This window comes from Klebsiella sp. 141162 (assembly GCF_050600755.1).
Taxonomy (GTDB): Bacteria; Pseudomonadota; Gammaproteobacteria; order Enterobacterales; family Enterobacteriaceae; genus Klebsiella; species Klebsiella aerogenes.
In genome coordinates, this window is the sequence record NZ_JAQIRI010000006.1 from 37497 (window position 1) to 53715 (window position 16219).

The following is a 16219-nucleotide window of genomic DNA, read 5'->3' on the forward strand; positions in this document are numbered from 1 at the left end:
TTAACAACAAAACCGATTAGTTAATCCATTGAAAAGAAAGAAATTTAATCAACAAAAAAGCGCAAAAACGGTGATTTTGCGTTCAGGGCCGTTTTAGTTAATGCTAAAAAATGTACTTTCCGGTACCCTACGGCGGTTTTTTTCGTCCTGTTGAGAGTTAATGATGTCCACCACGCTGTTTAAAGATTTCACCTTCGAAGCCGCCCACCACCTGCCGCACGTACCGAAAGGCCACAAATGCGGTCGCCTGCATGGTCACTCTTTTATGGTGCGTCTGGAGATTACCGGTGAAGTCGATCCCCATACCGGGTGGATCATGGATTTCGCCGAGCTGAAAGCCGCGTTTAAACCGACTTACGATCGTTTAGACCACTATTACCTGAACGATATTCCAGGACTGGAGAATCCCACCAGCGAAGTGCTGGCCAAATGGATTTGGGATCAAATGAAACCGCAGGTTCCTCTGCTGAGCGCGGTAATGGTGAAAGAGACCTGCACCGCAGGCTGCGTCTATCGCGGCGAGTAATTCCCTGCCTATCCGCCATCGGGCTGCTGCCCTGGCGGTTTTCTATTTCATCCAACGCCGTGTGAATCAGCGCACCAGATAGCCGCCATCCACCGCCAGAATATGACCGTTGACGTAGTCCGAGGCCCGGCTGGCGAGGAAAACAACGGCACCCATTAAATCCTCTGCTTCTCCCCAACGGCCCGCGGGTATATGCGCCAGCACGCGTCGGTTCTCTTTTGGGATGCTGCGGGTAATAGCGGTCATTTCGGTTTCGTAATAGCCGGGCGCGATGCCGTTGACCTGGATATTATATGGGCCCAGCTCATCGCAGTAGGCTTTGGTTAATCCAGCCAACGCATGTTTGGTGGCGGCATAGGCCGGCGACCAGCTGCCGCCGAGATAAGAAAACACCGAGCAGATGTTAATAATCTTACCGCTTCGCCGCGGGACCATAATTTTAGCGGCTTCGTGGCTGAGCTCAAATGCCGCCGTCAGGTTAGTTTCGATCATCGGATCCCAGTCTGTGCGACCAAAGCGCAGCACCTTATTCAACTGACAAATACCAGCATTGTTCACCAGAATATCAACGGTACCAAAACGCTCGCAGCAGGTGGCGATAATCCGCTGCGGCATGCCGACATCGGTGATATCCGCCAGCATGAATTCCATCTCAACGCCCTGCTGTTCGATAAGTTCGCGGGTTTGAGTATGTTCTTCGCGCAGGGCGGGAATAAACAGATTCGCGCCGGCTGTCGCCAGGGCGACGGCAAAAGCCTGACCAAGGCCGCTATTGCCGCCGGTAACGATAGCGGTTTTCCCCTTGAGCGAGAAGAAGTCCATAGAGAAGGCAGTAGGTCGATCAATTGGCTGCATGGTTAACTCATTCCTTAAGTCAACGTATCAATAGCCCGCCTGAGCGGCTGAATTAACGCGCCAATGATAGCATTGCTGTCATGACGGCGTATCTCAACCCCAGCGCTGGAGCCAAATGCGAAGATGAATTCATATATGAAGAAGAGAGCTGCCGGGCGGTGAGCCACCTACCCGGCAAATAGAGTGGGGATCAGGCGATGTTAAGGTATTTATGCGTCTGCATGGATAACCGCCAGTTCCGGGCGATACAGGTCTCGATGCACAGACGCGTCGCGTCTTCTTTTTGGCTAATCGGCTGTAATGCAATAATCCGCGGCTTTTCATCTGCCAGCGTTTCCAGCAGTTCATCCAGCGCTTCGATATCCCGCACGCGGCCAACCGGATGCTTGATTTCATCTGCACGTTGCAACGCCTGAGAGAGCACATCGTAGCCGCCGCGCATGTTCACCTTCGGCGAGACCGTAACCCAGGTATTGTGGCTGCAGCGCACTTCATGGGTGCCGCTGGTTTCAATCTGGCAGCTGAAACCGTTTTGCTCAAGCAGGTCGGTCAACGGCGTAAGATCGTGAATACAAGGTTCGCCGCCGGTAATCACTACGTGACGGGCGGTCCACCCCTGACGGCCAATGATTGCCAGCAGATCGTCGCTGGTCGCCGGGCCCCATTTATCGCTCTCTTTGGTTTTGGCGAGAATACTAAATAGAGACACTTCCCGATCGGCCAGCTTATCCCAGGTATGTTTGGTATCGCACCAGGCGCAACCAACCGGGCATCCCTGCAAACGAATAAAAATGGCAGGCACGCCGGTAAAGTAACCCTCGCCTTGCAAGGTCTGGAACATCTCGTTAATCGGGTACTGCATAGTCATCTCTGTTCAGGTGGTAAAAAGGTATTATCGCAGATTCAGGCGCTCAGGTCTTGTCCTCAGCTGCGCTTACCTGAGCCCATGGTCAGCGGGGCGTAAACCCTCTTTTTATATTAGTTAGCGAACTATGAAATAAGCACAAAATGTATTTACGATATATTAAGTATTATTTTAGCATGTGCCACACTCACTCATTAACCCGTTCATTGATTACTCTCTTCAGAAGTATCTGCGTGCGGATAAAGATGTAACAAATAATGTTTTTCATGATCGTAATAGCATTATTTATGATTGTCTAAATCGATAAAAAATCACAATTAATCAAAGATGTACAAACCGATACATGAAACAATGAATCTTTTATCTATGCATACTGTCCAATTCAATTCACTTAATTTCCATAGCTTAAAATAAGCTTAAGAAACCGACGGTTACAGCATTTTTTATTTAATCTCCGTTTAATTTTCCGCGCCTAGAATCCAGTCGACCAACCATGAGAGACTGCATTCATGAATACATTATTAATTACAGGCGTTACCGGATTTCTGGGTGGAGCGGTATTAGAAAATATCCTTAATAACGAAAATGGGATTAATCTATTGCTCCTGGTGCGAGCCAATAACGATGAAGCGGCTCTGGCCCGGGTGAAGGAAAACCTGCGTAAATTCAATATTGCAGAGGAGAAGCTGGCCGCATTAACTACCCGGCAGATCCTGCTCGGCGATTTGTCATCCCCGGAGGCGTTCCTGAGCGACCCGCGTCTGGAGCAGGTCACTCACGTTATCAACAGCGCCGCCGTCGCCTCATTTGGCAATAACCCGCTCATCTGGAAAGTGAACGTCGAAGGGACGTTCAAATTTGCCCAACGGATGTCCCGCGTAGCTGGACTACAGCGTTTTCTCCACGTCGGGACCGCGATGTCCTGTACCCCGGAGCCCGATTCGCTGGTCGCTGAAAGCGCTGAATTCCGCGAGCACGCCGAGCATCTGGTGGAGTATACCCATTCCAAATCGACGATTGAGCGCCTGATGCAGGAGCAGTGCCCGACGTTACCGTTAGCCATCGCCCGCCCTTCTATCGTCGTTGGTCATACTCATCACGGTTGCCAGCCCTCCAGCAGCATTTTTTGGGTGTTCAGTATGGGGCTGATGTTGCAAAAATTCCTCTGCTCCCTGGAAGACCGCGTTGATGTTATCCCGGTCGACTACTGCGCCGACGCGCTGCTGATGTTATTGCAGCGCCCGCTGGCGCGCGGCGAAGTGGTGCATATCTCCGCCGGAGAAGAAAACAGCGTGAAATTTGCGGAAATCGATCGCGCGATGGCCTCAGCGCTGGAGCAGGCTCCGGTAGGCGATCGATACGCGCAGGTCAGCTATGAGACGCTGGTTAAAATGCGCCGTGAGTTGAAGGATATTTTCGGCCCGTGCAACGAGCGCCTGATGCTCAAAGCGATGCGCCTGTATGGCGCCTTCGCGACGCTGAACGTCCGCTTCAGCAATGATAAGCTGCTGAGCATGGGCATGCCCAAACCGCCGCGTTTCACCGATTATATCGACCGCTGCGTACAAACCACCCGCGGGCTTTCTATCCCCCAGCAAATGGCCGTCGATTTCAAGTAAGTGCAAATAGCGGATAAAAAAAATGCCAGTCCGCAGACTGGCATTTTTATTTCACAAAAAGTCAGGATTACGCCTGGCCTTTGATCTCTTTACGACCGTTGTACGGCGCTTTTTCACCCAGCGCTTCTTCGATACGAATCAGCTGGTTGTATTTAGCAACGCGGTCAGAACGGCTCATAGAACCAGTTTTGATCTGGCCTGCAGCGGTACCAACAGCCAGGTCAGCGATGGTAGCGTCTTCAGTTTCGCCAGAACGGTGAGAGATGACAGCGGTGTAGCCAGCGTCTTTCGCCATCTTGATTGCAGCCAGAGTTTCGGTCAGAGAACCGATCTGGTTGAATTTGATCAGGATGGAGTTAGCGATGCCTTTCTCGATGCCTTCTTTCAGGATCTTGGTGTTGGTTACGAACAGATCGTCACCAACCAGCTGGATTTTGTCGCCCAGTACTTTGGTCTGGTATGCGAAACCGTCCCAGTCAGACTCGTCCAGGCCATCTTCGATGGACACGATCGGGTACTGTTTGGTCAGTTCTTCCAGGAAGTGGGTGAATTCTTCAGAGGTGAACGCTTTGTTGCCTTCGCCAGCCAGAACGTATTTACCGTCTTTGTAGAATTCAGAAGCTGCGCAGTCCATCGCCAGAGTGATGTCTTTGCCCAGTTCGTAGCCTGCTGCTTTAACCGCTTCAGCGATAACAGCCAGCGCTTCAGCGTTGGAACCCAGGTTCGGCGCGTAGCCGCCTTCGTCACCAACTGCAGTGTTCATGCCTTTGGATTTCAGAACTTTCGCCAGGTGATGGAACACTTCAGAACCCATACGTACGGCTTCTTTCAGAGTCGGCGCGCCAACCGGCTGAATCATGAATTCCTGGATGTCGACGTTGTTGTCAGCGTGCTCACCGCCGTTGATGATGTTCATCATCGGAACCGGCATAGAGTATTTGCCCGGAGTGCCGTTCAGTTCAGCAATGTGTTCGAACAGCGGCTGGCCTTTAGAAGCAGCTGCTGCTTTGGCGTTCGCCAGGGATACCGCCAGGATTGCGTTCGCACCGAAGTTGGATTTGTTTTCAGTACCGTCCAGGTCGATCATGATCTTATCGATGCCAGCTTGATCTTTAGCATCTTTACCCAGGACTGCCTGAGCGATCGGGCCGTTTACCGCAGCAACAGCTTTGGTTACGCCTTTACCCAGGAAACGGGATTTGTCGCCATCGCGCAGTTCCAGCGCTTCGCGGGAACCAGTAGAAGCACCTGACGGAGCAGCTGCCATACCGACGAAACCACCTTCCAGGTGTACTTCGGCTTCAACAGTCGGGTTACCACGGGAGTCGATGATTTCACGACCGATGACTTTAACGATTTTGGACATTAGGTTTTCCTCAGTACAAGTTAAACTAAAACTCCAGACAAACAATGCACCCAATTGGGTGCATTGCCGTTCTAACTCTTTTACTTCGCCTGACGTTTCTGGTACTCGCTCGCGGCTTTCACAAAGCCGGCAAACAGCGGGTGGCCGTCACGCGGCGTCGAAGTAAACTCCGGGTGGAACTGGCAGGCCACAAACCACGGATGGTTCGGCACTTCGATGATCTCGACCAACTGATCATCCCCGGAACGGCCCGCAACGCGCAGGCCGGCAGCTTCAATCGGTTTCAACAACATGTTGTTGACTTCGTAGCGGTGACGATGGCGCTCGGTGATTGTCGGCTCGCCGTACAGCTGACGAACCAGAGAATCATCACCCAGCTGGCACTGCTGCGCGCCAAGGCGCATGGTGCCGCCGAGGTCGCTCTTCTCGGAACGAACCTCAACGTTGCCTTCTTCGTCACGCCATTCGGTAATCAGCGCCACCACCGGGTACTTACAGTCTGGCACAAATTCCGTAGAGTTGGCGTTTTCCATGCCCGCTACGTTGCGCGCGAACTCAATCAGCGCAACCTGCATACCCAGGCAGATGCCCAGATATGGAATATTGTTCTCACGCGCATAGCGCGCGGTGGCGATCTTGCCTTCAACGCCGCGGTAGCCGAAGCCGCCCGGGATGAGGATCGCGTCCAAATCTTTGAGGATTTCGACGCCGCGCGTTTCAACATCCTGCGAATCGATAAGCTTGATGTTGACGGTCACGCGGTTTTTCAGACCACCGTGTTTCAGCGCTTCAATCACCGATTTGTAGGCATCCGGCAGTTCAATGTACTTACCGACCATACCAATGGTGACTTCGCCTGCCGGATTAGCTTCTTCATAGATTACCTGTTCCCATTCGGCCAGGTTTGCTTCCGGACAAGTTAAGCTGAATCGTTTACAAATATAATCGTCCAGCCCCTGAGATTTCAACAGGCCTGGAATTTTATAAATGGAATCGACGTCTTTCAGAGAAATCACAGCCTTTTCCGGGACGTTACAGAACAATGCAATTTTTGCACGCTCGTTGGCCGGAACCGCGCGATCGGAGCGGCAAATCAGAATATCAGGCTGGATACCGATGGAGAGCAGCTCTTTCACAGAGTGCTGAGTCGGTTTAGTTTTGACTTCACCCGCCGCCGCCATGTATGGCACCAGGGTCAAGTGCATGAACAGGGTATGCTCACGGCCGATTTCTACCGCCATCTGGCGAATAGCTTCGAGGAACGGCAGGGATTCGATATCGCCTACGGTACCGCCGATTTCAACCAGCACCACGTCATGGCCTTCGCCGCCAGCCAATACACGCTCTTTGATGGCGTTGGTGATGTGCGGGATAACCTGTACGGTTGCGCCCAGATAGTCGCCACGGCGCTCTTTACGCAGAACGTCGGAGTAGATACGACCAGTGGTGAAGTTGTTGCGGCGAGTCATCTTGGTGCGGATGAAACGCTCGTAGTGGCCCAGGTCCAGATCGGTTTCAGCGCCGTCTTCAGTAACGAACACTTCCCCGTGCTGGATTGGGCTCATGGTGCCCGGATCGACGTTGATGTACGGATCCAGTTTCATGATAGTTACATTGAGCCCACGGGCTTCAAGAATGGCTGCCAGGGAAGCTGCGGCAATGCCTTTACCCAGAGAGGATACGACCCCGCCGGTCACAAAAATATAGTTCGTTGTCATGCTGAACCTGAGAAGTTAGGGTAAAACGATGGAATAACCAGGACGGGAAAGTAGTATACCCGAACATGCGTGACGCCACAAACTTTCATTCTCCCCTCCTCTTCTTTCTACCAGCCGCACCTGCGTTGCGACTCGAACAACTCGAAGAGGCAGGCTACATGGTGTTTCAACAACATAACGGAATGAGAAAATAGCCGCTTTTGGCGAAATGTTTTTGACGTAAATCAAGCGCTTGTTATTTATAAAATCACACAAATAGCGCTTGATCACGAAAACTCGTTAGAGATCAGTTTCCTGGCGTTTTACTTCCTGCCACACTTCTTCCATGGTTTCGAGGTCAACGCCGGTCATTTCCAGACCTCTGGCGGCAACAATACGCTCAACTTCGCGGAAGCGGCGCTCAAATTTGAGGTTCGCTTTCTGCAACGCGACCTCGGCTTTGACTCCTAAATGGCGGGATAAATTCACCGTGGCGAACAGCAGATCGCCCACTTCCTCTTCCAGTTTAGCTTCATCAACCACCGCCTGCTGCGCTTCATGCATGACTTCATCTATCTCTTCATGCACCTTATCGAGCACCGGCCCAAGCGAGGTCCAGTCGAAGCCCACCGCCGAGCAGCGACGCTGAATTTTATGCGCGCGCATCAGCGCCGGCAGGCTATGCGGAATATCATCCAGCGCCGAGTGTTGCGCCTTTTCCGCTCGCTCCGCGCTCTTGATCTGCTCCCAGCGCGCCAGCACTTCCGCACTGTTCCCGGCTGAAGCATCGCCGAAAATATGCGGATGGCGACGTTCCAGTTTGTCGCTGATGGCGGCGCAGATATCGTTGAAATCAAAACGCCCCTCTTCTTGCGCCATCTGCGCATAGAACACCACCTGGAATAGCAGGTCGCCAAGCTCGCCGCGCAGATCGTCAAAATCTTCGCGCGCAATGGCGTCCAGCACTTCATAGGTCTCTTCAAGGGTGTAAGGGGCGATAGTGGCAAAGGTCTGTTCTTTATCCCACGGGCAGCCGTTTTCCGGGTCGCGCAGGCGGCGCATGATGCCGAGCAGGCGGTCAATTTGAGTCATGTGACAATCCTGGAAATTTAAAAAATAGTCGGCCGGATAAGGCATTGATACCTTATCCGACGTTACGAAATTGCCGGATGGCGGCTTCGCCTTATCCGGCCTACAGACGAATTAACCGCCGTGTAGCGATTGTCGCGCGGGCGCTTTTAAGACAAAGCCGCGGACCGTAGGCCGGATAAGGCATTTATGCCGCCATCCGGCGCGGCGAAATTAACCGCCGTGTAGCGATTGTCGCCCGGGCGCTTTTAAGACAAAGCCGCGGACCGTAGGCCGAATAAGGCATTTATGCCGCCATCCGGCGCGACGAAATTAACCGCCGTGCAGACGACGCGCGTCGATCACATCCGGCACCTGGTTCAGCTTGCCGAGCACCCGGCCCAACACCTGCAGGTTGTAGATTTCAATGGTCATATCGATGGTCGCCAGCTGCTGTTTGGTATCGCTGCGGCTGGCCACGCCCAACACGTTCACCTTCTCGTTGGCAAGAATAGTGGTAATGTCGCGCAGCAGGCCGCTGCGGTCGTTGGCAACCACGCGCACCACCAGCGAATATCCCGCCGAGTAGCTCTCGCCCCATACCGCATCAACGATGCGTTCCGGCGCGTGAGACTGCAGCTCAGCCAGCTGATCGCAGTCGGCGCGGTGCACCGAGATCCCGCGCCCCTGGGTGATGAAGCCGACGATTTCGTCGCCAGGAATCGGCTGGCAGCAGCGGGCAATGTGATGCATCAGGTTACCGACGCCCTCAACCACCACCCGGCCATTGTCTTTACTGCGGTTCTGCGGGGTATAGGTTTTCTGCTGCAGCTGCTTCAGCGCGGCGGCATCCTGTTCCGCAGCGCTCGGTTTGTTGAACTGCGCCTGCAGGAAGTTGACCATCTGGTTAAGGCGAATATCGCCGCCGCCGATGGCCGCCAGCAGTTCATCCAGTTCATTAAAGTTGTAGCGCGGCAGCAGATGTTTCTCGGCATCCTTCAGGCTGATCCCCAAATGCTCGAGCTCATCGTCAAGGATCTGCCGCCCGGCGAGAATGTTCTTGTCGCGATCCTGTTTACGGAACCAGGCGTGAATTTTGGAGCGCCCGCGGCTGGTGGTCACGTAGCCGAGGTTCGGGTTCAGCCAGTCGCGGCTTGGGTTGGGCTGCTTCTGAGTAATTATCTCAATCTGATCGCCCATCTGCAGCTGATAGGTGAACGGCACAATGCGCCCGCCAATTTTCGCGCCGATGCAGCGGTGCCCGACATCGCTATGGATATGGTAGGCAAAGTCGAGCGGAGTGGAGCCCGCCGGCAGGTCAACCACGTCGCCCTTCGGCGTAAACACGTAGACCCGGTCGTCGAAGACCTGGCTGCGCACTTCATCGAGCATTTCGCCAGAGTCGGCCATCTCTTCCTGCCAGGCAATCAGCTTACGCAGCCAGGCGATACGGTCTTCATGGCCGCGACCGCCGCTCGCCCCGGCGCTGGCGCCCTCTTTATACTTCCAGTGCGCCGCCACGCCGAGTTCGGCGTCTTCATGCATCTGTTTGGTGCGAATTTGGATCTCGACCGTTTTCCCGCCCGGCCCAAGCACTACGGTATGAATAGACTGGTAGCCGTTCGGTTTCGGGTTAGCGACGTAATCATCAAATTCGTCAGGCAGATGACGATAGTGGGTATGCACGATCCCCAGCGCCGCGTAGCAATCCTGTAAACGTTCGGCGACGATACGAACCGCGCGCACGTCAAACAGCTCATCAAAAGCGAGATGCTTCTTCTGCATTTTGCGCCAGATGCTATAGATATGCTTCGGACGCCCGTACACCTCAGCCTTCACGCCTTCGGTTTTCATTTCTGAGCGCAGATGGCCGACGAACTCATCGATGTAATGCTCGCGATCGATACGGCGTTCGTGCAGCAACTTTGCAATGCGCTTGTATTCGGCTGGATGCAGATAACGGAAGCAGTAGTCTTCCAGTTCCCACTTCAGTTGACCGATGCCTAAGCGGTTCGCCAGCGGCGCATAGATATTGGTACACTCTTTTGCGGCCAGTACGCGCTCATCTTCGGGTTCATCTTTTACCTCGCGCAGGTGAGCGATACGTTCCGCAAGCTTGATAACCACGCAGCGGAAATCATCGACCATCGCCAGCAGCATGCGGCGAATATTGTCGACCTGTTCTGAGGAGACGGTATCGGTGTGCGTGGCTTTGAGCTGGCGAATCGCCGCCATATCACGCACGCCGTGAATCAGGGTAACGACGGATTTGCCGACGCTCTCTTGCAGGACTTCTTCGCTGACGACGTTGCCGTCCGCCAGCGGAAACAGCAAAGCGGCCCGCAAGGTATCGATATCCATATTCAGCATGGAGAGAATTTCAACCATCTCCACGCCGCGCCATAACAGGAGATCTGCCTGCGGGTGCCCCTGCGTTGTTGCGCGACAATAATCCCAGGTCTCGGCTAAGCGCTCACACGACTGCTGGCTGGAAATCCCCAGACTCGCGATCCATTTCTTCGGGTCAAACTCACCAGCTTTATTTAGATGTGCACTTCTTACCGCAACCATTGTCCTCTCCTTAAGGGACTCAGCCTACCGAAGTCAGCAAGCCATATTTATACCCGTCATTCTTCAAGTTGCATGTGCGTTAGCTTTCCTGCAACTCGAGTTATTGAGGGTATCTACTTCATCCTTCAGTCCACACCGCCACCAGGCATCTTCACTGTCGCCTCGATGCGGGCTGAACAATTTTATGTAAGCTCGCGCTCAAACAATACTATCGATTCCAGGTGCCCGGTGTGCGGGAACATGTCCAGCATCGCCAGACGTTGAATGCGATATCCCGCCTGAAGCAATGCCTCGCTATCGCGCGCCAGCGTCGCCGGGTTACATGAAACATAGACCACTCGCCGCGGAGCCAGCTTGATAATATGCGCCATCACGCCCGGCGCCCCGGCCCTTGCCGGATCGAGTAGAATTTTATCAAAGCCGTGCTTCGCCCAGGCTTGCCGGGTGACATCTTCCTCCAGGTTTTCATGAAAGAAAGTCACGTTTTGCAACCCATTGAGAGCGGCATTTTCCCGCCCCTTTGCCACCAGCGCGGGCACGCCTTCGACGCCCACCACGCTCGCCGCCGCTTTGGCCAGCGGCAGGGTGAAATTACCCATACCGCAAAACAGATCCAGAACGCGGTCCTGCGGCTGAATATCTAACCAGGCCAGCGCCGTACTTACCATCTTCTGGTTTACGCCATCGTTGACCTGGATAAAATCGCGCGGACTGAACACTAAGCGTAGTCCGTCTGACGTGTACCATGGCTCATCGCCGCGAATATGTTCAAGTATCTCGCTTTGCGGCGCGAGGTACAGGGATAGACCGTGAGTTTGCGAAAAACGTTCCAGTTTTTCTTTATCCGCCGCCGTCAGCGCGGCAGTATGGCGTAAAACCATCAGCGGGCCGTTGTCCGCCTGCACCAATTCAACGTGGCCTAGATGACGCTGTGACTGCAGGCTGGTTAAACACTCGCGCACCGCAGGCAACAACGCCTCAAGTTGGGGCACCAAAACAGGGCACTGCACCACATCGATGATTTCGCTGGAGTTGGCCTTACGAAAACCCATCTGCAGTTGTTGGGTCTTCGGCTGATAATTCAAGCTCAAACGCGCCCGACGACGATAGCCCCAAGGTTCAGCGGCTATAATGTCGTCAACGTCACGTTTCATCAGGCGGGAGAGCGCGGCGCGCTTGCTTTGCTGCTGTAGTTCAATGCTAGCATGCTGCTGCTGGCATCCGCCGCAGACGCCGAAATGCGCACAGCGCGGCGCAACGCGCTGTGGGCTGTCGTTGAGGCGGCGTTTAACCTGAGCGCGGGCATACTGTTTTTTATCCTCTACCAGCACGACTTCCGCCTGCTCTTGCGGCAACAGGCCGGGGACAAACAGCGCCTTACCCTGATGACGGGCTACGCCCTGGCCAAAGGGATCAAGGTCATTTACCGTCACGGTTATGATCTGGCGCGTCGTCACACGCCGTTTTGCAGAGTAGAATTGCGCCATTGTAGAGGATTATCTCAAAAATATACTGATTCTATACATGAAATCATTCGGGCTATCGATTCAGAAGCCGTCTGAAGGTTGATATGTATATTCTCCCATAATGGAACCGCATGACCAACTACAGCCTACGTGCTCGCATGATGATTCTTATTCTGGCGCCGACCGTTTTGATTGGTTTGCTGCTCAGTATTTTCTTCGTCGCCCACCGCTATAACGATCTGCAGAGGCAGTTGGAGGATGCCGGCGCCAGTATTATCGAACCGCTGGCGGTATCCAGTGAATACGGCATGAATTTGCAAAATCGCGAGGCGATCGGCCAACTTATCAGCGTGCTTCACCGCCGCCATTCCGATATCGTGCGGGCCATTTCAATCTATGATGCAAAAAACCGGCTTTTCGTTACCTCTAACTTCCAGCTCGATCCGCGAGAAATACAGCTCCCGCGCGGCGCCCCCTTCCCTCGCCGTCTAAGCGTCACCCGCCACGGCGATATCATGGTGCTGCGCACGCCTATTGTGTCAGAAAGCTATCTGCCCGATGAGTCGCCGGAAAGCGATGCTAAAATGCCGGGCAACATGCTTGGCTATGTGGCGCTGGAGCTCGACCTCAAATCCGTTCGCTTACAGCAGTACAAAGAGATATTTATCTCAAGCGTCATGATGCTGTTTTGTATCGGCATTGCGCTGATTTTCGGCTGGCGATTGATGCGCGACGTGACCGGGCCAATTCGCAATATGGTCAACACCGTTGACCGCATCCGTCGCGGCCAGTTGGATAGCCGCGTTGAAGGCTTTATGCTCGGCGAGCTGGATATGCTGAAAAACGGCATTAACTCGATGGCGATGTCGCTTGCGGCATACCACGAGGAGATGCAGCACAATGTCGATCAGGCCACCTCGGATCTGCGCGAAACGCTGGAGCAGATGGAGATTCAGAACGTCGAGCTGGATCTGGCGAAAAAGCGCGCCCAGGAGGCCGCGCGCATCAAATCCGAGTTCCTGGCCAATATGTCGCATGAGCTACGAACCCCGCTTAACGGCGTGATTGGCTTTACCCGCCTGACGCTAAAAACCGATCTGAATGCCACTCAGCGCGACCACCTCACCACCATTGAGCGTTCTGCCAACAATCTGTTGGCCATCATTAATGACGTGCTGGATTTCTCCAAGCTGGAAGCGGGCAAGCTGATACTGGAAAGCATTCCTTTCCTGCTGCGCAATACCCTGGATGAAGTGGTGACCCTGCTGGCCCATTCGGCGCACGATAAAGGGCTCGAACTCACCCTCAACATTAAAAGCGATGTCCCGGATAATGTGATTGGCGATCCGCTACGTCTGCAGCAGGTCATCACCAACCTGGTGGGTAACGCCATTAAATTCACCGAGCACGGCAACATTGATGTGCTGGTGGAACAGCGGGCGATGAGCAATTCCCGCGTGCAAATTGAAGTACAGATCCACGATACCGGCATCGGTATTCCGGAGCGCGATCAGTCACGGCTGTTCCAGGCATTCCGCCAGGCCGACGCCAGTATCTCGCGCCGCCACGGCGGCACCGGCCTGGGTCTGGTCATCACCCAGCGCCTGGTCAAAGAGATGGGCGGTGATATCTCATTCCATAGTCAACCGAACCGTGGCTCCACCTTCTGGTTCCATATCAGCCTTGACCTGAACCCGAACGCCGTTACGGACGGTTTCGATACCCATTGCCTGGCGGGCAAGAAGCTGGCCTACATTGAAGCCAATGCCACCGCTGCGCAAAGCACGATGGAACTGCTGGCAACCACGCCATTAGAGGTGGTCTACAGCCCGACGCTGTCAGCGCTGCCGGATGCCCACTACGATATTTTACTGGCCGGTATTCCGGTGTCGATGCGCGATCTCAGCAATCAGCGGGAGAAGCTGGTCCGCGCCTGCTCGCTATCCGATACCCTGGTACTGGGGTTGCCTTGTCACGCGCAGGTCAGCGCCGAAGAGCTGAAAAGAAATGGCGTCGCCGCCTGCCTGCTCAAACCGTTGACCTCCACGCGGCTTTTCCCGGTGCTGATGGCCTCTTGCCGCGCGCAGCCGCCGGTGCCGCAGCCCTATATCGATAGCGATAAACTGGCGATGACGGTGATGGCGGTAGACGATAACCCGGCCAACCTCAAGCTTATCGGCGCATTGCTGGACGATCTGGTGCAGCATGTCATTCTGTGCGATAGCGGCCAGGATGCCGTAGAGCAGGCAAAACAATCGCAGTTGGATCTCATTCTGATGGATATTCAGATGCCGGATATGGACGGTATTCGCGCCTGTGAATTGATCCGCCAACTCCCTCATCAGCAGCAGACACCGGTGATCGCCGTGACCGCTCACGCCCTTGAGGGTCAGCGCGAGAAACTGCTGGCTGCCGGGATGAACGATTATCTGGCGAAGCCAATTGAAGAAGATAAACTCAGCACCCTGCTATTGCGTTATCAGCCCGGCATGCACGTCGTCACGCCGCAAATCGCCGAACCGGTTGAGCCGGTTATCGACCATAACGTCACGCTCAACTGGCAGCTGGCGCTGCGTCAGGCAGCCATGAAGCCAGACCTCGCGCGGGAAATGCTGCAAATGTTGCTCGCCTTTATGCCGGAGGTGCGCAATAAAGTTGAAGAGCAGCTGGTTGGCGAGACGCCGGAAGGATTGCTGGATTTAATCCACAAGCTGCACGGTAGCTGCAGCTATAGCGGCGTACCGCGGCTGAAAAAACTGTGCCATACCCTTGAAAGCCAGTTGCGCGCGGGTACCGCGCCGGAAGAGCTGGAGCCGGAACTGCTGGAACTGCTAGACGAGATGGATAACGTCGCCCGCGAAGCATGCAAGATGGGAGTGTAAACCCCGGATAGCGGCGCTACGCGCCTTATCCGGGCTACGCCCTACGGTCCGGTACTCGGTTGGTAGCCCCGGTAAGCGTAAGCGCCACCGGGGACGGTTCCCGGATCGCGGTGTTACGCGCCTTATCCGGGCTACAAATCCCACTGCGCTGCCCGGGTTACCGCTTGCCGCCCATCTGCAATACCGCGGCCACGTTACGCGCCGTCATCCGCACGTTGGCGGCGGCGTTCTCCAGCGCTTCGTCCAGGGTACAGACGGTATACAGCACGCTAAAGACCGCATCCAAACCATGCTGATGCACGACGCCCACATCGGCGGTCAGGCTACCGGCAATCCCAATCACCGGCACGTTGAAGCGTTTCGCGACCTTCGCCACCCCCACCGGCACCTTACCATGAATGGTCTGGCTGTCGATGCGCCCTTCACCGGTAATCACCAAATCAGCCTCCGCCACTAAATCCGCCAGCCGCAGCGCATCGGTCACTATCTCGATCCCCGGTCGCAATTTGGCGCCGCAAAACGCATACAACGCCGCCCCCATACCGCCCGCCGCGCCGCCCCCTTCCAGGCTCAGTACGTCGATATCCAAATCGCGGTCGATAATCTGCGCAAAGTGTTGCAGGCCGCTATCAAGACGTTCAATCATCGCCGTCGTCGCCCCTTTTTGCGGGCCGAACACCGCGCTTGCCCCCTGCGGGCCGGTTAACGGGTTGGTGACGTCGCAGGCGACATCAATCCGGCAATCCGCCAATCTTGGATCCAGCTCGCTGAGATCGATCCGCGCCAGCGTCTCCAGCGCGCCGCCGCCCGGCGCAATTTGCTGTTGCTCCGCGGTCAACAATTTCGCACCCAGCGCCTGCGCCATGCCGGCGCCGCCGTCATTGGTCGCGCTGCCGCCGATCCCAATAATAATCTGCGAGACTCCCGCATCTAACGCGTAACGAATCAGCTCGCCGGTTCCCCAGGAGGTGGTCAGCAGCGGATTACGTCGCGTCGGCGGCACGCTTTCCAGTCCGCTGGCTGCCGCCATTTCAATATAGGCGCAGCGCATATCGCCGGATAGACCGTAAAAGGCTTCGACCGGTTCGCCTAACGGCCCGGTAACGCTGACCTGTACGATATGTCCCTGCGTCGCGGCCACCATCGCCTCAACGGTACCTTCTCCGCCGTCGGCAACCGGGACTTTAACGTACTCCGCATGGGGATAAATCTCGCGGAACCCCGTTTCTATCGCGGTAGCGACATCCAGCGCACTCAGGCTCTCTTTGTAAGAATCCGGCGCGATCACTATCTTCATAAGTGTC

At 54.9% G+C, this 16219-nt stretch carries 11 protein-coding genes; 3 read left to right on the plus strand and 8 right to left on the minus strand.

The window, feature by feature from the left end:
- The first annotated feature begins 160 nt into the window (after nt 1-160).
- Complete coding sequence (queD, locus tag PGR23_RS16810; RefSeq protein ID WP_162866946.1) at nt 161-526, plus strand: 6-carboxytetrahydropterin synthase QueD; 366 nt, start codon at nt 161-163, stop codon at nt 524-526.
- Nucleotides 527-592: 66 nt separating this feature from the next.
- On the opposite strand, the gene PGR23_RS16815 is transcribed toward queD, so the two are convergent.
- Together PGR23_RS16815 and queE are read right to left on the minus strand one after the other, a co-directional pair.
- Nucleotides 593-1381 carry an SDR family oxidoreductase gene (locus PGR23_RS16815; protein WP_213797107.1) on the minus strand — a complete coding sequence of 263 codons (789 nt, stop codon included), beginning with the start codon at nt 1379-1381 and terminating at the stop codon, nt 593-595.
- A gap of 190 nt (nt 1382-1571) precedes the next feature.
- A complete protein-coding gene (gene queE, locus PGR23_RS16820) occupies nt 1572-2243 on the minus strand; it encodes a 7-carboxy-7-deazaguanine synthase QueE (protein ID WP_047044321.1) in 672 nt (223 codons plus the stop codon).
- Nucleotides 2244-2755: 512 nt separating this feature from the next.
- On the opposite strand from queE, the gene PGR23_RS16825 reads away from it, so the two are divergent.
- Entirely contained in the window at nt 2756-3865 is a 1110-nt protein-coding gene (locus PGR23_RS16825) for an SDR family oxidoreductase (RefSeq protein WP_045395337.1), read from the plus strand.
- Between the two features lie 67 nt (nt 3866-3932).
- Here PGR23_RS16825 and eno read toward each other — a convergent pair whose 3' ends face one another.
- The 5 genes from eno to rlmD form a co-directional block, all read right to left on the minus strand.
- Nucleotides 3933-5231: a phosphopyruvate hydratase gene (gene eno / locus PGR23_RS16830; protein WP_015369968.1), complete on the minus strand. Its 1299-nt coding sequence runs from the start codon at nt 5229-5231 to the stop codon at nt 3933-3935.
- 80 nt (nt 5232-5311) lie between these two features.
- Complete coding sequence (pyrG, locus tag PGR23_RS16835; RefSeq protein WP_015703305.1) at nt 5312-6949, minus strand: glutamine hydrolyzing CTP synthase; 1638 nt, start codon at nt 6947-6949, stop codon at nt 5312-5314.
- Nucleotides 6950-7228: 279 nt separating this feature from the next.
- Nucleotides 7229-8020: a nucleoside triphosphate pyrophosphohydrolase gene (mazG, locus tag PGR23_RS16840; RefSeq protein ID WP_015703306.1), complete on the minus strand. Its 792-nt coding sequence runs from the start codon at nt 8018-8020 to the stop codon at nt 7229-7231.
- A 309-nt stretch (nt 8021-8329) separates the two neighbouring features.
- A complete protein-coding gene (gene relA, locus PGR23_RS16845) occupies nt 8330-10567 on the minus strand; it encodes a GTP diphosphokinase (protein WP_045397579.1) in 2238 nt (745 codons plus the stop codon).
- Nucleotides 10568-10749: 182 nt separating this feature from the next.
- Nucleotides 10750-12054 (minus strand): 23S rRNA (uracil(1939)-C(5))-methyltransferase RlmD, encoded by a 1305-nt coding sequence (gene rlmD / locus PGR23_RS16850; protein ID WP_047044242.1) that lies wholly within the window; start codon nt 12052-12054, stop codon nt 10750-10752.
- 110 nt (nt 12055-12164) lie between these two features.
- Here rlmD and barA point away from each other — a divergent pair, with 110 nt between their 5' ends.
- On the plus strand, nt 12165-14915 hold the full coding sequence (gene barA / locus PGR23_RS16855; protein ID WP_047044241.1) for a two-component sensor histidine kinase BarA: 2751 nt from the start codon (nt 12165-12167) through the stop codon (nt 14913-14915).
- Between the two features lie 157 nt (nt 14916-15072).
- Here barA and PGR23_RS16860 read toward each other — a convergent pair whose 3' ends face one another.
- A complete protein-coding gene (locus tag PGR23_RS16860; RefSeq protein ID WP_396279450.1) occupies nt 15073-16212 on the minus strand; it encodes a glycerate kinase in 1140 nt (379 codons plus the stop codon).
- Nucleotides 16213-16219 lie beyond the last annotated feature (7 nt).